Below are 19309 nucleotides of genomic sequence, written 5' to 3'. Positions count from 1 at the left end.
CGCACCACGTGCGGCTGCTGGAGCTGCAGCTCGGCCGCGTCCTCGATGGTGACGATGCGCTCGGTATGGTCGATCAGCTGAGACAGCGCGTTCAGCAGCGTCGTCTTGCCCGACCCCGTGCCGCCGGAGATCAGGATGTTCAGCCGGCAGCGCGCGGCGATCTTCAGGACCGTGCACATGGCGGCCGAGACGTTCTCCTGCCGCGCCATGACGTCGAGCGTGATCTTCTTCTTGGAGAACTTGCGGATCGAGATGGAGGTGCCGTCGATGGCCAGCGGCGGGGCGATGACGTTGACGCGGCTGCCGTCGGCAAGGCGCGCGTCGCAGATGGGCGTGCTCTCGTCGATGCGGCGGCCCACGGCGGTGACGATGCGCGTGGCGATGGCCATGACGTGCGCGTTGTCGCGGAACTGCACCTCGGTCAGTTCCAGCTTCCCCTTGCGCTCCACGTACACCTGCTTGGGGCCGTTCACCATGATGTCGGTGACCGCCTCGTCCGCCAGCAGCGGCTCCAGCGGCCCCAGGCCCAGCATGTCGTCGAGGATGCGCTCGACCAGTTCCTGCCGCTCGGTCAGGTTCAGCTGCAGCCGCTGCTCCAGCAGCAGGTCGTGCACGATGTCGCCCACGTCGCGCGTCAGCTCCGCCCGGCTCAGCGCGGCGGCGGCGGCGGTGTCGATGCGCTCCAGCAGCAGCGGCTGGACGCGGTCCTTGGCCTGGTCGATGGTGGCGCGGTTGGCCGTGGCGGCGCGGGCCGGCGCCTCGGCCGGCTTCGCCTCCGGCTCCGGCTCATGGTCGGCGTCGGCGGCGAAGGGCTGGGGGAACAGCTGCGGCGGGAAGCCCTGCGGCGTGGTCGGCGTGCCCACCGCGCGCAGGATGGCCGAGATGGACGGCGGCACCGCTGGGGGTGCCACCGGCGGTGCGGGCGGCTCCGGGTCCGGCACGCGCGCGGGCGTCCGGGCCGGCGCCACGGCCGGCGGCTCGGTCGCCGTGGCGGCCGGCGCCACGTCCTCCTCCCGGCGCAGCGGCAGCGGCACGACGACGGAGCGGACGGCGGCCAGCACCTCCGCATGGTCGACCGGGCGCTTGGCCAGCAGCCCGTTGATGCACAGCGTGACGAGGTCGCGCTGGTCGAGGAGGTTCAGCTGCTGGCGGTCGCGCGCCAGCAGCTCGTGCAGGACGGTCTTCACCTCGCGCGCGACCTCGCCGCGCGGCATGGTGGCGGCGCGCGCCGGATCGATGCGCCGCGCCAGTTCCGGCATGTAATGGTCGCGCATGGCCGACAAGCCGCCGGTCAGGTCCCCGGACCCGCGGCCGTCCGGCGCCATGCTCGGGCCGCCGCTCCCCCGCATGCCGCACAGGGTGCCGCACAGCATCACGCACCGTCCTTCTTGAACCAGCCCAGCAGGCCCTTCTTCACCGGCGCCTGGGCGTCCGCCATCTGCATGGCCAGCCCGCGCAGCGCCTTCACCACCGCCGACGCGGGGGAAAGCTGCGCCACCGCCTTGCCCTGGTTGGTGGCGGCGGCGACCGTCTTGTCCTCGTCCGGCACCAGATGGGCGACCTTGGCGCCGATTCCCTTCTCGAACGTCGCCTGATCGACCTGCGGCTTGCGCGACCCGCCGGCCCGGCTGGCCACCACCACGCAGGCCGGCCCGCCCAGCACCTTGATCACCTGCATCATGCGCGCGGTGTCGCGGATGCCGGCCAGCGACAGCTCCGACACCAGCACCACCTGCTCGGCCGATCCCAGCACCGGCCGGTTGGCCGGCAGCAGGTGGCGGGGCATGTCGACCACCACCACCTCGTGCGTGCCGCGCAGTTCCTCCAGCAGGGCGCCCAGCGCCGCCGGGCCGAAGGACACGCTTTCCTCCAGCGGCTCCTCGGCGCCAAGGACGGACAGCCGGTCGCTCTCCGTCACCATGGAGCTGGCGACCAGCAGGCTGTCCAGCCGGTTGGGCGTCTCCAGCGCCTCGCGCAGGCCGCGTCCCGGCTCCAGGTCCAGCGCCAGCGTGTCGGTGCCGAAGTGCAGGTCGAGGTCGAGCAGCGCCGTCTTGCGCTTCAGTTCGTGCGCCATCAGCCACGCGGTGTTGACCGCCACCGTGCTGGCCCCCACCCCGCCGCGCACGCCGACCACGACGATCAGCCGGCCGGGCTGCGTCTCCTGCGGCTGGGCGCGGCGCGGCGTCTGCTTGGCTTGGCGGATGACGTGGTGCAGCGCCTCCGGCGCCAGGGGCTTCACCAGATAATCGGATGCCCCGGCCGAGATCAGGTCGCGGTACAGGTCGATGTCGTTGGCGCTGCCCAGGCCGACCAGCCTCGTGTCCGGCCCGGCCATGGAGGCCAGCTTGGCAACCGTGGCGAAGGGGTTGGCGGTACCGTCCAGGTCCACCAGCAGCAGCTTGGGCGGCGGCAGGTCGTGGCCGAGCATCTCCAGCACGTCGCCCGCCCCGCCACGCTGCACGGCGGCGCCGGACCAGCCCATCTCCCCGGCCACCGCGCGCGCCACCTGATAGGAGTCCTCGTCCGCGACGAAGGCGAGGAACGAGTCGCCGGCCGGCGTCTCGGGCGAACCTTTGAAGAGCGTCACCACACCAGACATCTATTTTGCTCCCGCCGACCCCGGATACCCCGCACCCGGGGGCCGGATCGGCTTTTCCTCACCCTTGCGCCAGCGCTCGACGGCGGCCGCCTCGCGCTGCGCGTCCGGCGGCCCGGTGCGGCGGCCGGTCAGCAGGTCACGCGGCTCCTCCACCAGGACGCCCAGGTTGCGCGACTGCGAGCAGCCCATGCCGAACTGGGTGTTGTGCCACGCGTTCACGTTCATGGTCGGCACCGTGGTCGGCGTCGGCCCGCATTCCGGCGGGACGGCGACCAGACGGTCGGGGTTGCCGGCGGCCGGCGCCAGCACGACCGGGTCATAGGGCTGCTCCACCGCGTTCTGCGTGCAGGCGGCCAGCGACATAAGCAGCAGAGGAGTGATCAGCGTGCGGGTGATCAGCGTGCGCATGGCCCACCTCATTCCACGACGTAGCCGACGGGGCCGCTCAGCTTCAGCTGCGCGGGCGGACGCGGGCCGGGTCCGGGCTGCGTCTGGCGGCCGAACAGCACGCGGTCGAGGAACGGCGCCGGCGAGAAGCCGTCGGTCGGCGCCGACAGCTGCGACGGCCCCGACGCCGGGCGCACCACGTAGGGTGTGACGATGATGACCAGCTCGCTCTCGTTGCGCTGGAAGCGGGACGAGCGGAACAGCGTGCCCAGGATCGGGATGTCGCCCAGGCCGGGGAACTTGTCGATCGTCTCGTTCAGGTTGTTCTGCAGCAGGCCGGCGATGGCGAAGCTCTGGCCGCTGCCCAGCTCGATGGTCGTCTCGGCGCGGCGCGTGCGCAGCGCCGGGATGACGAACTGGTTGACCTGGATGCCGTTGGCGAAGTCCAGTTCGCTCACCTCCGGGCGCACGCGCATGCTGATGCGCTCGTTGCTCAGCATGGTGGGGGTGAAGGCCAGCGACACGCCGAAGGGCTTGAACTCGATGGTGACGCGGTTGTTGTCCTGCGGGACGATGATGGGGAACTCGCCGCCGGCCAGGAAGCTGGCCGTCTCGCCGGACGCCGACACCAGGTTCGGCTCGGCCAGGATGGTGATCAGGCCGTCGCTCGCCATCGCGTCGATCAGCCCGTTGATGTCCCAGCGCGAGGATTTGTAGCGGAACAGCGCGTTCATCTGGTCCGGCGTGCGGGTGAAGCCGGTCAGCGCCCCCGCCGCGTTGGTGCCGGTGACGACGTCCGTCACGCCGGTCGCCAGCCCGATGAAGTAGTGCGAGCCCAGCGCCCCCAGCGCCTCCCAGTTGAAACCGAAATCCTCGCGGATGGAGCGGTTCACCTCCGACACCCGCACCCGCAGCATGATCTGGGTGGAGCCGGTGACGGTCAGCCGGTTCAGGATCTCGCCCTGCTCGGCCGGGACGTAGCGCGCGGCGATGCGGCGCGCGTCCTCGGCCTCGGTGGCGTTGGCGACGTTGCCGCTCAACACCACCGCGCCGTCCACCGACGACACGGTCACCTGCCGGTTCGGCAGCCGCTCGCGCAGCGCGCGCTCCAAGCCGCTGAGGTTCGGCGTGACGATGACGCGCCGGTTGGCGACCATCTGCTCGCCGCCGTTCACCGCCATCAGCGACGTCTCGCCCGGCTTCTTGCCGAAGACGTAGACCATGGTCGGCGACATGACCTGCAGGTCGGCGATGTCGGGGTTGGCGATGAAGACGGAGGAGGCCGCCTGACGCAGGCGCACCATCTGCCCCTTGTCCTGCTCCAGGCGCAGGACGGACGCGTCCTGCGCCGCCGCGGGGACGGCCCCCAGGGCGACACAGGCCAGAATCAGCACGACGAAACAGGACAGGATGCGCCGCATGGTCGACCTACCTCGGTGAGAAGGTTTGCTCCGTGGCGGTGGACCCACGGACGACCTGTACTTTTACCATCGCGGCACCACTTCCGCTCGGGGTACTTTCGGGAGAGGGCATCGGCGGCGCGGCCGATGCGGTTCCGCCAGCCGCAACGCCCGGGTTGGCGCCCAGGTTGGCGCCAAGCCCCAGGCTGATGTCGCTGTCCCAGGTGATGGTGTGGGTGGGTGCGGCCGGCACCGCGTCGCTGGCCGTCGTTCCGTCGGCCGCCGCCATCTCCACCCCCTCGCCCGGCTTGGCGAGGCTGCGCAGGCTCAGCGACAGCGCCCCCATCTGGGCGGCGACGGCGACCGCCTCCGCTTGCCGGGGCGTGACCTCCAGCGTGGCGGTCTGCGCCGTCTTCACCTCGCCCTTCTGGTCGTTGTTGCGCTGGTCGAGCGCCAGCACGCGCACGTCGCGCAGCACCGTCTCGCTGGCGCGGCGGTCCTTGTCGATGTCCTCGTACCGGCCCAGGGCCTGCGTCAGGATGACGTCGACGCGGTCGCCGGGGAAGATGAAGCCGGCGACGCCGGTGACGCCGTTGACGGCGATCGACACGGCGCGCATGCCCGGCGTCAGCACGGCGGCCAGGAAGCCGCGCTCGCCCGGCTTCACCACGCGCCCGTCGACGATCGGCTCGCCCGCGCGGATGCCCTGGCGGACCACGGCGCCCGCGAATTCCTCGGCGGTGCGCTGGCCTTCGACGGCGTAGATCCGGGCGACGCCGTCGTCCTGCGGCCACGCGCGCCAGCGCAGCTGCCCCGGCTGCACCAGCGTGCCGGCCGGCATGTCGGCGGCGGCGACCAGGACGCGCAGCGGCTTCGGCGGCTCGGGCGCGTTCGCCTGCTCCGGCACCGGCCGGCTCTGGCGGATCAGCGTGCGGGTGACCTGCACCGTGCCGCCGGCGATCACCAGCGCCAGCAGGACGAGGATGATCTTGCGGACCGACATGGCGTCATCTCCTCAAACAGCAAGCGCGGCGAGCGAGCACAGCCCGCCGGCCGCGATGGCCACGCCGTAGGGAACCCGCTGCCGCGCGGCCGACGGCGCCGGCTCGCCCGACGGCGCCGTGGCCGGCGCGCGCGACAGGCGGACGGCGGCCAGCATCGCCAGCGCCACCACGCCGCCCGCGACCGCCACGACCATCAGCAGGTCGGCCATCCCCTGCGGCCCCGCCCACAGCGCGGCGGCGGCCAGCAGCTTCACGTCGCCGCCGCCCATGGCGCCCACGTAAAAAAGGCCGGCGCCCGCCGCGAAGGCGGCGGCGCCGGCCATCAGGTGTCCCGGCCACGACAGCCCGGCCGGGGTCAGAAAGGCATAAACGCCGAACAGCGCCGCCAGCCCCAGGCTGAAGGCGTTCGGAATCCGGTAGCGGCGAACGTCGCCGACGGCCGCGAAAACGAAAAGAGCCGCCGCGGCGGCAAGAACGAAGGGAAGGATGGTCATGTCATCCCCCAAATATTGGCTGTCGTGGCCGCGTTGTTTTTCTTGGTGCGGCCGTGCGGGGGAACGTGTCGCTTCAGGAACCCGGGTCCATCCGGGACGGCGGCAGGATGCCCCGTCCCGGATGCCGACCCAACGGCGCCGGCTTACGGCCGCTTGGCCGTGCGGCCTTCGCCGGCGCCCTCGCCCGATCGATCAGGTGGTCAGGAGGGTGCCGACGCGGGTGACCAGGGTGGCGATGTTGCCGCTCAACAGGCCCAGGGCGCCGGTCAGCGCGATGGCGACACCGGCGATCAGCAGCGCGTATTCGATGGCGGTGGCGCCGGAGTCGTTCTTCAGCAGAGCGCGGATGGTACGCATGGGAGCCTCCAAAGGGTCGATTGGGTCGGATCGGTCTTGGTTCGGAAGATCGATCGCTCGTGGCGATGAGCCCATTAAACGTCTCAATTATTAACAAGCAGTTAAGACGGCGATAATTCGAAGACAAAACCCGATTTTGACAAGTAAATGTGTTTTACGCCTCTTTTCGCCCTCTTTTTGTCACACGATGCGCCCGCAAGATGTTCGGATAATGACTGCGCCTTGCCAGGGATTCATCAACGAACCGCTGGCACAGTCGCGGCGAAGCGGTGGCGCTTTCGGGGAGAATTAATTCGAATTTCGAACCATTCCGATTCGAATGCCGGGGCGAATCGTGAACGAAGCGGAAGTACTATCCAAGTGATAGATGTCTCAGCAATTCACCTTGATCATACCACCTCTTAGGCAATAGATTGATCCGCAAGTCGCCAGGGCCTATGACCCAGACGACGAGAGAGGACGCGGTTAACTTCACTGCAACGCAGATTCCTGGGGGCGGCCATGACCATGTACTATCCGGGGCCGTACGGGCAGCCCATGCCCCGGCGCTCGGCGCGCCGGATCGCCATCGCCGTCGGCCTGCTGACGGCGGTCGGGCTGACCGGCGCCGCGGCGGCCGGGGTCGACGCGGTGCGCGGCTACATGGTGCAGGCACGCCTGACCCGCGCGGTGGACGAGGCGGCGCTGGCCGGCGGCCGCATCCTGTTCGAGGACCAGCGCCACGGCCACATCCGCAAGTTCTTCGACAGCGCCTTCCCGCCCGGCTTCCTGGGTGCGGAGGCGGCCCCGCTGGCCATCGCCGACGACCCGCAGAGCGGCACGCTGACGGTGCGCGGCACCGCGAAGGTGCAGGCCACGTTCCTGCGCCTGCTCGGCTACGGCGACATGGTGGTGGAGGCCCGCTCGGTCGTCCGCCGCTCCGTCCGCGGCGAGTCGGCCGCCATCACCCGCCGCCCGACGCTGTAGGTTCCGCTACTCCGCCGCCCGGCGCGCCGCCTTCAGCCCCACCGGCTCCGGCCCCACCGATTGCATCCAGGGCCGTTCCAGGCTGGGCGCGCCGAAATGGTGGCCCTGCAGCAGGCGCACCCCTTCGTGCCGCAGCGCCGCGGCGTGGCCGGCGCTTTCCACCCCTTCCGCCACGGTCGTCAGGCCGAACCCCTCGGCCAGCCCCAGCACGCTGCGGATGAACAGCAGCGCGTCGCGCTCGCGCTCCATCTCCTGCACGAAGGACCCGTCGATCTTGACGATGTCCACCGGCAGCGCCTTCAGGTGCCGGTAGGACAGGTAGCCGGCGCCGAAGTCGTCCAGCGCCACCCGGCAGCCCAGCGCCCGGACGATGCCGACGAAGCGCGCGGTCTCCTCCAGGTCCTCGATGGCGGCGGTCTCGGTGATCTCGACGATCAGCCGTCGCGCCATGTCCGTCCGCCCGCCGATCATCCCGTGCAGCGCCGCCAGCCAGCTTCCGTCCGTCGTCGTCGCGGCGGACATATTGACCGCGAGTCGCACCTCCGGGTGCGCCTCCAGTTCGCGCACCGCCATGGCCAGCGTGTGGTGGTCGAGTCGCCGCGCCATGCCCAGCCGCTCGACCGCCGGCATGAAGTCGCCGGCCGTCAGCGTGCCGCCCTGCGTGCCGCCGTCGGCACCGGTGATGCGCAGCAGGCATTCGTAGAAGGCCACGCCGCCCGCCGCCTCCACCACCGGCTGGAAGGCGAAATGCAGGTCGCCGCCGTGCAGCGCCGCGCGCACCCGCTGCACCATCGGCATGCCGGCTCGCAACGCGCCCTGCTGCGGGCTGATGGCCGCGTGCGGCCAGAAGCCGTCGCGCCCCTGGCGCTTGGCCTCCTGCAGCGCCGTCTCGGCGCGCGTCATCGCCGTGGCGGCATCACCCGCCCCATCGCCCGCCCCATTGCCGCCGGCGACAAGTCCGCCGATCGACACGGTCACGTGCACCGGCCCGGCCGGTGTCGCCACCGGCTCCGCCCGCACGGCGCTCAGCAGCGTCTGCGCGACGCGCGGCATGAACGCCTCGGGGCAGTGCGGCAGCAGCACACCGAACAGGTCGCCGCCCAGCCGCCCCACCGTGTCGCCGCCGCGCACGGCACCGGCGATGCGCCGCGCCACCTCCACCACCACGGCGTCGGCCGCGGCGTGCCCGATGGCCTCGTTGACGAGGCCCAGCCGGTCGATGCCGATGGCGAGGTACGCCGGCGCGCCGCCGCCCATGGCCTTGGCCAGCGCGTCGCGCAGCCGGCGGCGGTCGGGCAGCCCGGTCATCGAGTCGCGGTGCGCCGCCCCGGCGTCCTGCAAAAGGCCCCGCATCCGGCACGGCGCGCCGTCGCCACCGTGCTCCACGCGCCCCCGTTCGCTCACCCTGCGAACGGTGCCGTCCGGCAGGCACAGGCGATAGTCGCAGTCGAAGGCCGTCCCGTCCGCCCGGTGCGCCGCCAGCGCCGCGTCGCGCCGCGCGCGGTCTTCGGGGTGCACCAGCGCGCGCCACGCCGCCCCGGTCGGCGCCGGGGGCGCCTCGCCGGCCCACGCCACCGCGTCGCTGGCCAAATCCCATGCGTAGACGGCGCCGCCGGCCGCGGCCAGGACCTCCACGGCCAGGGCCGCCGCCATCACCGCATCCCGCGCGGACGCTTCATCGGCCGTAAGGCCCGCCATATCCGTTTCCTTCCACCCCGCCGCACTCTCCGATTCGGGTGCCGCGGACGGACGTCCTGCATCCGCCATCCACGCTATGGCAGGATGGTTTAAAGTGCATTAAGCTAAAATGTAACGACAAACGACCCCGGCAAGGCGGCAAATTAACGTTCCGCCAACCCTGCCGCGCGTAGGGTGATGATGCCCACACCCCTTTCACCCGAACCGCCGCCCGCCCCGTGAGCCTCATCCCCGCCCTTCCCCCGCCATCGATGACGACCGCGTCGTCCGGCCCGTCGGGCGTGGCGAGGCTGAAGCAGATGCTCATGTCGGACGCGATCGCGGTGACCCCGGTCAAGCCGATCCCCGGCGAGGGGCAACAGCAGGGCCGCCGCCGCGACGACATCGAGCAGACCGGCGTCGAGCAGACCGAGGATGCCGTCCAACGCGGCGGCCGGGCCTCCGGCTCCACCGCCCGCGGCACGGCGCGCGGCGCCGGCGGAACGGACGGCGGCACCGCCGTCGTGGCCGGTGGCGGTTCCGACGCCGGCCCGGTGACGGCCACCCCGGTGCCGCTGAGCGCCGGCCCGACGACCGGCTTCGTCACGCAGAGCATCGCGCAGGAGGCGGTCGGCCCCGGCCTTCACATCGAGCCGTGGCAGTCCGCCATCCAGGCCTACCGCCGCGCCGACTCCGGCCCGAACGAACCGCTGGTCAGCCGCGTCAGCGTGTAAGCGGTCTCGCTTCGTGGCTTCGTAGGTTGGGTTGAGCCGCAGGCGAAAACCCAACGCGTTCGCCGGGCAGGCAATGTTGGGTTTTCGCTGCGCTCAACCCAACCTACGGTCTCCGGCTCACTCCTCGCCGTTCATCTGTTCCTGCTGGTACGCCTGCAGGCCGATGCGCTGGATGAGGTCGAGCTGCCGCCCGATCCACTCGATGTGCTCCTCGGTGTCCTCCAGGATCTCCTGGAAGATCGCGCGGGTCTGGAAGTCGCGCAGAGTCTCGCAGTCGGCGATGGCGATCTGGAGCAGGCCGCGGTTGTGCGACTCGATCCCCAGGTCGGCGGTCAGCATCTCCGGCAGATCCTCGCCGATCTTCAGCTTGTGCAGGTCCTGAAGATTCGGCAGCCCTTCCAGGAACAGGATCCGCTCGATCAGCTTGTCGGCGTGCTTCATCTCGCCGATGGATTCCTCGTAGACCTTGTGGGCGATCCGCGTCAGGCCCCAGTTCTTCAGGATGCGCGCGTGCAGGAAGTACTGGTTCACCGCCGTCAGTTCGTTGGTGAGGATGGCGTTCAGGTGCCGGATCACCGACGGATCGCCCTTCATCATGTCCCCCGTGTTGTCCAGCCCCTTAGGGCCCGTCCCCAACCTGCGGCGCGCGCACCGCCCGATCAAGCCCCTTTCTCGCCCGCCCCGGCCAGGGTGGCGTGCAGCAGCGCCAGCGGGAAGCGGTCCAGCAGGTCGGCGACCCGCAACTCGCCGTCCGCCGGCAGCGGCACGGCGCGGCCGGTGAAGGCGTCCACCGGCGCGGTTGCCGATGGCAGTTCGGGCAGCATCAGCGTGGTGTCCCCCCACGCCTCGGCCGGCGGCAGCGGCACGGTCACGCCCTTCATCAGCGGCAGCACGAGGCGCGGCGCCACCACCAGCGCGAAGCCCGACGCGTCGCGGCGCAGGAAGGCGACCACCCGCTCGGCGTGCTCCCCCACCACCTCCACCGCCCGGTAGTCGCCCAGCGCGAACAGCAGCGGCTCCCGCTGGCGCAGGGCCAGCGCGCGGGCGACGACGAACTGCTTGATCCGCCCGTCGCGCCAGTCCTTCAGCAGCGCCGCCCCATCCCCCTGCTCACCGACGGCGTCCAGCGCGTGCCGGCGCGCGGCGTAGTCCACCGGCCGGCGGTTGTCCGGATCGACGAGGCTGAGGTCCCAGAAGTCCGTGCCCTGGTACAGGTCCGGCACGCCGGGTGCCGTGATGCGCAGCAGCGTCTGCGCCAGCCCGTTCACCGCCCCCACCGGCGCCACCGTGTCCAGCAGGTCCATCAGCTCCGCCAGGAAGGGCGCGCTGCGCTCCGAATCCAGCAGCCCGTGCACGAAGCGGTCCAGCGCGTTCTCATAGTCCGCGTTCGGCGACGCCCAGGAGGAGCGCACCTTGGCCTCGCGCACCGCCTTGGTCATGTACGCGCAGACCCGCTCGCAGAACGCCTTCAGCCCCTCGCCCGACGGCCAGGTCAGGTCCAGCGGCCACGCCCCCACCAGCGTCTGGTACAGCATGTACTCGTCGTTGCGGCCGGGGGCGGCGGCACCCTCGATCTCGCGCTTCTTGAAACGGTTCATGCGCTGCCAGCGGCGCACCAGCACCTCCCACCGCTCCGGCATCTCGGACAGGACGGAGATGCGGACACGGGTGTCCTCGCCGCGCTTGTGGTCGTGCGTGGCGGTGGCCAGCATATTGAAGGGGAAGCGCCTCAGCCGCTCGTGGTTCACGTGGTGGAAGGCCGACACGCTGGTGCCGAAGCGTCCGGGCTCCCCGCCCACCTCGTTCAGGCTGATCAGGCGGAAGTACCGGTAGAAGGCCGTGTCCTCCAGCGCCTTGGCCATGACGGGGCCGGAGAACTGCTGCGCCTTCATGGCGACGTGCACCACGTCCTCCGGGTTGTAGCCGCGCTGCCCGCCGCGTGCCCCCTCACGCCCGACATCGGTGCTCAGCGCCGCCAGCAGGAAGTCGTACACCGACGCGTCGGCCGCCCCCGCCATCTTGCGCGCCCGGCCGATCGCCCAGTCCAGGTACCGGCGGTCCACCTCGTCCACGCCACGCTCCGCCGTCACGTAGGTGCGGTAGACCGGCAGGCAGGCCACCACGTCGGCCAGCGCCCGGCGGATGCCGGTCAGCGTGAAGTCGCGGGTGTTCCAGCTCTGCTGCGCCAGCCGGTGCAGCTGGCCGGCCAGCACGTGCAGCTCGCTGGACAGGCTGGACTGGATGATCTTGCGCTTGGTCTCCACCACCAGCTTCTCGAAATCCACCTCGCGGCGGATGAAGCGGTGGTAGACCTCGGTCATCGCGGCTTCGTTGCCGGAATCGACGAACAGGCCGCCCACGAGGTTCATGAACTCGTACCCGGTGGTGCCGGCCACCGGCCAGTCCTCGCGCAGCGTCTCGTGGTGCGCCAGGATCTTTTCCACCACCACGTAGAACGGCTGGCGCAGCCGCAGGCCCGGCACCTCGGGCATGGCCGGCGCGCCGGGGCGCAGCGTCAGGTAGGCCGCACGGTCCTGCAGCTTCTCGAAATAGCCGACCGGATCGTACAGCCCGTCCACGTGGTCGAGCCGCAGCCCCTGCAGCTTGCCCTCGCCGATCAAGCGGAAGACCAGCTGGTGCGCCAGCTCGAACGCCTCCGGCCGGTCGATGCGCAGGCCGGCCAGATCGTTGATGTCGAAGAAGCGGCGGTAGTTGATCTCGTCCGCCGCCACCCGCCAGTAGGCGACGCGGTAGTTCTGCTCCTCCAGCAGCTCGTGCAGCGCCTGGAAGCTGTCGGGCTCGCCCGCGCGGCCGTTGATCGCCGCCACCGCGTCCTCGATGGCGTCCCCCACGCCCGCATCGGCGGCCACGAGCGCGGCCAGCTGCGCGCGCAGCTCCTCCGCCTCGCGATGCACCGCCGCCTGCCGCTGCACCGTGCGCACGCCGCCGCCCAGCCCCGCGAAGGCGGCGATCAGCGCGTCCAGCGCCGCCCCCTTGTCGCCAAGCGCGTCGCGCGCGGGCTTCAGCAGGCGCGGGTAGTTGCGCACGGCCACGGGGAAACGGTGCGACCAGTACCACACGCTGAACGCTCCGCGCTCCGCGTCGAACTTCAGCTGCAGCTCGCCGCGCTCCAGCACCGCGCCGTACTGGTCGCCCAGGAAGGGCAGCAGCACCTTGCCGTGCAGGTTGGTCTCCGGCGGGCTCCAGTCGATGTCGAAGAACGGCGCGAAGGGCGACGCCGGCCCCCACTCCAGAACGTCCAGCCACCACGGGTTGTCGTTGGCGCCCACCCCCATGTGGTTGGGCACGAAGTCCAGGATCAGGCCCAGCCCGTGTTGGTGCAGCGCCGCGACGAACGCGTCGAAGGTGGCCGCGTCGCCGACCTCCGGGTTGAACTGGGCGTGGTCGGTGATGTCGTAGCCGTGCGTCGACCCCGCGCGCGCCTTCAGGAAGGGCGAGGCGTAGACGTGGCTGACGCCCAGTGCGGCGAAGTACGGCGCCAGCTCCGCCGCCCGTTCGAAGGTGAAGTCCTTCGTGAACTGCAGGCGGATGGTGGCGCGGGGAACGGCGAGGGCTCCCGTCATCGGCCCTCGCGCGCGGCGGTGACGGCGGCGGCGAGCGAGCGCACGTCGGCGTCGCCGGCGATGGCCTCCAGGTCCTTGCTCAGCCGCCGCCGCCAGTTGGGATGCTGGTCGACGGTGCCGGGCAGGTTTGGCTGCTCGGTCTCGCCGAGCGCGTCTTCGATCTGCACCATCGCGATCCCTCCGGGTGTCTTGGCCAGATAACGGTGCGCCGCTTCCGCCAGTTCCCGCGACCACGGCTGCGCGCCGTCGTCGGTCGGATAGCTCGCCGGCTTCAGCCCCTCGCGCCCCAGCGCCTGCAGCAGCCGCCAGCGGTCGACGCCGCGGTCCCAGGCGTCCTTGTCCCGCGCCGCGTCGTTGGGATAGAGGTCCAGGCGCTGGCGCCACTCCAGGTCATGCGCCGTCCAGAAGCCGCGGAAGGTCGGCAGGTCGTGCGTGGTCAGCGTGACCATCGCCGCCTCCGGGTACGCCGACGGCGCCAGGAAGCCGCCCTCCCCGTCGCGTTCGAAGTACAGCACGCGGTAGCTCAGCACGCCCGCCTTCTGCATGGCCGGGCGGAAGCCATCGGGCACCGTGCCCAGATCCTCGCCGATGACGACACAGCGCTGCCGGCGCGATTCCAGCGCCACGATGCGCAGCAGGTCCTCGAACGGGTATTCGACGTACGCGCCGTCGCCCCCGTTGGCCGGAATCCAGAACAGGTGCTTCAGCGCCATCACGTGGTCGATGCGCAGCGCCCCGGCGTGGCGCATGTTGGCGCGCACGGCGGCGATGAAGGGGGCGTACGCCGCCTCCCGCAACCCCACCGGGGACAGCGGCGCCAAACCCCAGTTCTGCCCCTTCATGTTGAACTGGTCGGGGGGTGCCCCGACGTTGGCGCCCTGCACCAGACAGCCGGGATCGGCCCACGCCGTCGCCCCGCCGGGGTGCACCGCCACCGCCAGGTCACGGTAGAAGCCCACCGACAGCCCGGCCCGGCGCCCGCGCGCCGCCGCCTCGCCCAGCTGGCGGTCGGCCTCGAACTGCAGGAACTCGAAGAACTCCACGCGCTCCAATTGGTCGCGGGCGAAGGCCTCGACGGCGGCGCTGTCGGGCCGGCGGAACTCCTCCGGCCACGTCTGCCACATCCAGCGGTTCGGGTCCTCGCCGTAGAAACGCTCGTGCAGCGCGTTGAAGATCGCATGGCGGCGCAGGTCCGCCCCCATCTCCCGCTGGAAGGCGCGGAAGGCCAGCCCGCGCGGGCTGACGTCGCCCTCCGTCAGGTTGGCGGCGCGGAAGGCGGGGTACAGCGCCTCCAGCACCGGCGTCTTCAGCCGCGCCACCGCCGGGTAGTCCACCAGCTCCGCCGCCCGCGCGGATGCCAGATCGCGGCGGAACGCGTCGGACGCCACGATAGCCTGCGCCGCCTCGCAACGCCCGAACTCCGGCACCGCTTCCGGGTCGATGTAGAAGACGTTCAGGAATTGCCGGTCGGACGGCGAATAGGGGCTGAAGTGGTTGGGATCGGCCGGGAACAGCGCGTGCAGCGGGTTGAGCCCGACCAGATCCGCCTTCAGCCCGGCCGCCGTCTCGGCGAAGCGGGCGAGGTCGTCGAAGTCGCCCATGCCCCAGTCGTCGTTGCTCTTCAGCGCGTAGAGCTGCAGCCCGATGCCCCACAGCTTGTGCCCGTCGGTCACGTCCTGCGGCAGCACGCCGCGCTGCGGCGCCACGATCAGCGTCGTCGAACCGCGCAACCCGCCGCCGATCCCCACCGGCCGCACCTCGACCGACAGCGTGTGGTAGCCCATGGGCAGCCGGTCGGGCAGCGCCAGCGTGCGCCGCTCGAACGCAGCACCATCCAGCGTCGTGGTGCCGTCCAGCGGCAGCGCGCCGAGGGGCGTCTCGCCCCGGCGCTCCGCCCCGCCCTCCTCATGCAGGGTCCACACCAGCGTGGCGTCGTCCAGCCCGGCCGGGGCGGCGACGGCGACGGACGGAAAGGCGCCCTCGTCCTGCACCTGCACCGGCGGCAGCAGGCGGCGCCACGCGCGCTCCTCGACCGCGCGCAGGCTTTCCGCCACCTCGGCGTCGGTGCCGGTGGCGAGGCCCATGGCGGAGATCAGCGCCGCCATCGTCTCGGGCGAGGTCTCCCGCCGGTTGCCCCAGATGTCGTGATAGTACGGCTCGATCCCGACGCGTTCGGCCAACCGGCTCAGTTCGCTCATTCCCAAGACTTCCCTTTCGTCATTGCGCGTCTTCCAGGAACCACAGCGCCGTCCATCCGGCGATGCGGCCGTGCGCCACATCGTCCCCGGCGCCCTCCTCGCTGGCCGCCAGCAGCCGGCCCGCCGGGCACTCCACACCTTCAACCGCCGCGTCGCCCAGGTTCGCCAACAGCGTCAGCGCGCCGCCGTCACCCAGCGTCCAGGCCATGGCGAACGCCGCCCCCCGCCGCCACGCGACGGAACCGCCGCCCCGCACGCCGGCCAGCCGCGGCATCACCTCCGCCGCCCGCGTGCGCAGCAGCGCGCGGGTGAAGGACAGCCACCCGGCATGAGGATCGCGCGTCGGCGCGTCCCAGTCCAGTTTCGATCCTTCGAATGTGGCGGGCGCGTTGGGGTCGGGGATGCGCGCGCGGGCCTGCGGGTCGACGAACTCCGGGAACTTGGCGAACTCCCGCCGCCGCCCCTCGCGCACGGCGTCGGCCAGATCGCCCTGGAAGTCGCAGAAGAAGTTGAAGGGCCGCCGCTCCCCCCACTCCTCGCCCTGGAACAGCATGGGCACCGGCGGGGCCAGCAGCGTCACCGTCGCCAGGGCGCGCAGCCGCCTGGGCTCGGCCAGCACCGCCAGCCGCTCGCCCAGCGCCCGGTTGCCGATCTGGTCGTGGTTCTGCAGGAAATTGACGAAGGCCAGCGGCGGCAGGTGCGCGCTGGGGCTGCCGCGCCGCTCCCCGTCGCGGTAGGGGGACGGATCGCCCTGGTAGACGAACCCTTCCGCCAGTGCGCGCGCCATGGCGCCCACCGGATCCCCGGCGTAGTCCGCGTAATAGCCGCCGCTCTCCCCCGTCGCCAGCACGTGCGCCACGTGGTGGTAATCGTCGTTCCACTGCGCGGTGAAGCGGTCCGCCCCCGGCTCCAGCAGGCGCGCCGCGTTGTCGTCGTTCTCCAGCACCAGATGAATGGGCCGCTCCCGCCCGATCGTGCCCTGCACCCGCTCCGCCAGTTCGTTCAGGAAACGGCGGTCGCTGTCGTCGATGATGGCGTGCACGGCGTCGAAGCGCAGCCCGTCGAAGCGGTACTCCTCCAGCCAGTACAGCGCGTTGTGGATGAAGAAGTCGCGCACCGTGGCGCTGCCCTGCCCGTCCACGTTGATGGCCGCCCCCCACGGCGTGTGGTGCCGGTCGGTGAAGAAGGGCGCGGCGTAGGCGTGCAGGTAGTTCCCCTCCGGCCCGAAGTGGTTGTAGACCACGTCCAGGAACATCATCAGCCCGCGCGCGTGCGCCGCATCGACCAGCGCCTTCAGCTCCTCCGGCGTGCCGTAGGCGCCGTCGGGCGCGAACGGCAGCACCCCGTCGTAGCCCCAGTTGCGCGTCCCGGCGAAGTCCGACAGCGGCATCAGCTCCACCGCCGTGACGCCCAGGTCCTTCAGGTGGTCCAGCTTGGCGATGGCGGCGCGGTACGTACCCTCCGCCGTGAAGGTGCCGACGTGCAGCTCGTACAGCACCGCCTCGTGCCACGGCCGCCCGCGCCAGCCCGTCGCCTGCCAGCGGTAGGCGCCGGGGTCCACGACCTGGCTCGGCCCGTTCACGTCGTCGGGCTGGAAGCGCGACGCCGGGTCCGGCACCTTCAACCCGTCCGGCAGCACGAAGCGGTAGCGCGACCCCGGCCGCGCGCGGTCGGTCGCGCACTCGAACCACCCCGCGCCGGTCGCCGCCATGGGCAGGTTTTCCGCCCCCTCGATCTCGACCTGCACCGCCGGGACGGTGGGTGCCCACAGGCGGAAACGGACGGAACCGTCCGGCCGCACCTCGGCGCCGAACGGCATGGCATGGGCGTTCGCGGTCATGCTGGCCTGCGTGTGGTGGGGTGGTCCGATGAAGCGTGGCAGGAACCTCAACACCCCGCTCCGGCGTATGATCCCTGGCACCGAACGAATGTATCCGCCTGCCGGAAAGATTGTTCCAGCGCGATCACAGGGCCATCCCCATCTACATACGCGGTGCCCGGAAGGGGGGCCCAGGAGGGGGGCCCGGAAGGGGGCGTTGTGGAGGTAACGTGAAAGTGCTCTGGCTGTCGCTGCTGATGCTGGTCCTGCTGCTGGCCGGGCCGGCCTTCGTGATTGCGTCCGGCACGGTGACGCTCGGTCCGGCGTGGATCAGCGCCGACCGCGGCCCGGCCGGCCTCGCCCCCGACCCGGCGGCCGTGCGCGAGCCGGTGGTTCAGGTCTACGCCGCGCGCGCCGTGTCCTGGCGCGGCGCCTTCGGCGTGCACCCGTGGTTCGCGGTGAAGCCGGCTGGTGCCGCCCACTACACGGTGTACGAGGTGATCGGCTGGCGCCTCTACCGCGGCCTGCCGGTTCTGTCGATCAGCCACCGCACCCCGGACGGCCGCTGGTTCGGCGCCGCGCCCGTGGTGCTGACCGAACTGCGCGGCGACGCGGCGGCCGCCGTGATTCCGAAGATCGACGCGGCGGCGCGCGCCTACCCCTATGCCGACCGCTACCGCGTCTGGCCCGGCCCCAACAGCAACACCTTCGCCGCCTGGGTCGGCCGCGCGGTGCCGGAACTGCGCCTCGACCTGCCGGCGACGGCGCTGGGCAAGGACTACCTGGGCGGAAGCCTGTTCGCCCGCGCCCCCAGCGGCACCGGCTGGCAGGTCAGCCTGTTCGGCCTCGTCGGCATCCTGCTGGCCGCCGAGGAGGGGCTGGAGGTGAACCTGCTGGGCATGACCTTCGGCGTGCAGCCGTCGACGCTGTCGGTGAAGCTGCCGGGCCTCGGCGTGCTCCCCGCCCGCCCGCGCGGCACCGTGACCCCGGCGGCGGCCCCGGCGACGGACGAGGTGGGGTAAGGCGCTGGCCCCCTCCCGGCTTCGCTGACGCTCAGCCACCCTCCCCCGCTTCGAGGTGGAGGGTTTTGTGCCGAAGCGGCGGCAGTCCCCTCCACCGCAAAGCGGGGGAGGGTTAGGGAGGGGGCCGGAGTCCTCCAACACCCAAAGTTTGGGGACTCAAGCCCCCGCCTTCGCCTCGACCTCCGCCCCGGCCGCAGCCGCCGCGCCACCGCCCGCCGCCCGCGCCGCCTCCGCGGCCTTGGCCTGGGCGATCTGGTCCAGGCGCGACCGGTATCCGGCGACCGCCGCCGTCACCTCCCGCACCATCGATTCGAGCGGCCGTTCCGGGTCCGCCGCCTGCATCAGCTGGCGCGACAGCTCCTGCGCGTGCGCCACCTCGCGGGCGTCCACGGTGCCGGCGTCGACCTCCGCGCGCAGGTGCTCGACGATCTTCTTCAGGCCGCGGGCGGCGGTGTCGACGGCGGTGTGGTCGCCCAGGTCCGGCAGGCGGCGCAGCAGCTCATCCACCATGGCCGGCACGCGGCAGAGGTGCTCCACCGCCATGCGGTCCACAGGCGTGCGGGTCAGGCCGGGCATGGCGAACTCGATCAGGAAGGCGGCCTGCACGCTGGCGCGCAGGCGCTTCTGCTCGTTGACGCGGCTCACCGCCTCCAGCGTCATCTTGCGGGGCACCACCGTGCTCCACTTGTTGATCGCCTTCAGGCGCAGCGTGTTGGGCACGTCCAGCAACGGCACCTGCGTGCCGTCGCGCGGCGACTTGCGGCGATCCGGGCCGGTGTAGTCGGCCGTCACCACGAACTTCTTGCGCGATTCGACCAGCGAGGTCACCCGCTCCTGCACCTGCTTGGGCGACACCGGCTTGACCAGCAGGTCGTCCGCGCCCGTGTTGGCGACGCGCATCAGCAGCACCGGCGTCGGCGCCCAGGTGGTCAGGATCACGCAGGCGAAGGGGTTGGGCGTCCCCGGCTCGTTGCGCAGCGTGCGCACGAACTTCAGCGCCTCCGCCTCCTCCCCGTCGACGTCGACCAGCAGCAGGTCGGGCGTGGCGTTGGTCAGCAGGGGCGTGGC

General features: G+C 71.6%; 16 protein-coding genes. 3 read left to right on the top strand and 13 right to left on the bottom strand.

Going from position 1 to position 19309, the window contains the following annotated elements:
* The 7 genes from VED21_RS07565 to VED21_RS07535 form a co-directional block, all read right to left on the bottom strand.
* Positions 1 to 1373: CpaF family protein (locus tag VED21_RS07565; RefSeq protein WP_324881720.1), on the bottom strand; the 1373-nt coding region annotated here is incomplete at its 3' end.
* Positions 1373 to 2599: a hypothetical protein gene (locus VED21_RS07560; protein WP_324881719.1), complete on the bottom strand. Its 1227-nt coding sequence runs from the start codon at positions 2597 to 2599 to the stop codon at positions 1373 to 1375. The genes VED21_RS07560 and VED21_RS07565, both read right to left, overlap by 1 nt.
* On the bottom strand, positions 2600 to 3007 hold the full coding sequence (locus VED21_RS07555; RefSeq protein ID WP_324881718.1) for a CpaD family pilus assembly lipoprotein: 408 nt from the start codon (positions 3005 to 3007) through the stop codon (positions 2600 to 2602).
* An 8-nt stretch (positions 3008 to 3015) separates the two neighbouring features.
* Positions 3016 to 4407, bottom strand: a complete 1392-nt coding sequence (locus tag VED21_RS07550; protein WP_324881717.1) for a type II and III secretion system protein family protein — start codon at positions 4405 to 4407, stop codon at positions 3016 to 3018.
* Between the two features lie 7 nt (positions 4408 to 4414).
* A complete protein-coding gene (gene cpaB / locus VED21_RS07545) occupies positions 4415 to 5389 on the bottom strand; it encodes a Flp pilus assembly protein CpaB (RefSeq protein WP_324881716.1) in 975 nt (324 codons plus the stop codon).
* A 12-nt stretch (positions 5390 to 5401) separates the two neighbouring features.
* Positions 5402 to 5884: an A24 family peptidase gene (locus VED21_RS07540; protein WP_324881715.1), complete on the bottom strand. Its 483-nt coding sequence runs from the start codon at positions 5882 to 5884 to the stop codon at positions 5402 to 5404.
* Between the two features lie 192 nt (positions 5885 to 6076).
* Positions 6077 to 6241, bottom strand: coding sequence for a Flp family type IVb pilin (locus VED21_RS07535; protein WP_324881714.1), 165 nt, complete (start codon positions 6239 to 6241; stop codon positions 6077 to 6079).
* 501 nt (positions 6242 to 6742) lie between these two features.
* Between VED21_RS07535 and VED21_RS07530 the strand changes: the two genes are divergently transcribed.
* On the top strand, positions 6743 to 7207 hold the full coding sequence (locus tag VED21_RS07530) for a hypothetical protein (RefSeq protein ID WP_324881713.1): 465 nt from the start codon (positions 6743 to 6745) through the stop codon (positions 7205 to 7207).
* A gap of 6 nt (positions 7208 to 7213) precedes the next feature.
* Here VED21_RS07530 and VED21_RS07525 read toward each other — a convergent pair whose 3' ends face one another.
* Entirely contained in the window at positions 7214 to 8860 is a 1647-nt protein-coding gene (locus VED21_RS07525; RefSeq protein WP_324881712.1) for an EAL domain-containing protein, read from the bottom strand.
* A 350-nt stretch (positions 8861 to 9210) separates the two neighbouring features.
* Here VED21_RS07525 and VED21_RS07520 point away from each other — a divergent pair, with 350 nt between their 5' ends.
* Entirely contained in the window at positions 9211 to 9618 is a 408-nt protein-coding gene (locus VED21_RS07520; RefSeq protein ID WP_324881711.1) for a hypothetical protein, read from the top strand.
* A 117-nt stretch (positions 9619 to 9735) separates the two neighbouring features.
* On the opposite strand, the gene bfr is transcribed toward VED21_RS07520, so the two are convergent.
* The 4 genes from bfr to treZ form a co-directional block, all read right to left on the bottom strand.
* Positions 9736 to 10212, bottom strand: a complete 477-nt coding sequence (gene bfr / locus VED21_RS07515) for a bacterioferritin (protein WP_324881721.1) — start codon at positions 10210 to 10212, stop codon at positions 9736 to 9738.
* Between the two features lie 65 nt (positions 10213 to 10277).
* Complete coding sequence (gene treY, locus VED21_RS07510; protein ID WP_324881710.1) at positions 10278 to 13202, bottom strand: malto-oligosyltrehalose synthase; 2925 nt, start codon at positions 13200 to 13202, stop codon at positions 10278 to 10280.
* Positions 13199 to 15400 carry a 4-alpha-glucanotransferase gene (gene malQ / locus VED21_RS07505; RefSeq protein ID WP_324881709.1) on the bottom strand — a complete coding sequence of 734 codons (2202 nt, stop codon included), beginning with the start codon at positions 15398 to 15400 and terminating at the stop codon, positions 13199 to 13201. The genes treY and malQ overlap by 4 nt, the downstream gene beginning before the upstream one ends.
* A 19-nt stretch (positions 15401 to 15419) precedes the next feature.
* Positions 15420 to 17240 carry a malto-oligosyltrehalose trehalohydrolase gene (gene treZ, locus VED21_RS07500; protein ID WP_324881708.1) on the bottom strand — a complete coding sequence of 607 codons (1821 nt, stop codon included), beginning with the start codon at positions 17238 to 17240 and terminating at the stop codon, positions 15420 to 15422.
* A 209-nt stretch (positions 17241 to 17449) separates the two neighbouring features.
* Between treZ and VED21_RS07495 the strand changes: the two genes are divergently transcribed.
* Positions 17450 to 18241, top strand: a complete 792-nt coding sequence (locus tag VED21_RS07495; RefSeq protein WP_324881707.1) for a DUF3750 domain-containing protein — start codon at positions 17450 to 17452, stop codon at positions 18239 to 18241.
* Between the two features lie 156 nt (positions 18242 to 18397).
* Here VED21_RS07495 and VED21_RS07490 read toward each other — a convergent pair.
* A partial coding sequence (locus VED21_RS07490) for a response regulator (RefSeq protein WP_324881706.1) occupies positions 18398 to 19309 on the bottom strand: 912 nt, incomplete at its 5' end.

The organism is Azospirillum sp. (genome assembly GCF_035627195.1).
In the GTDB taxonomy this organism is placed as follows: Bacteria; Pseudomonadota; Alphaproteobacteria; order Azospirillales; family Azospirillaceae; genus Azospirillum.
The sequence above is the reverse complement of the archived record's forward strand: the minus strand, read 5'-3'. Positions and strand labels throughout refer to the sequence as shown.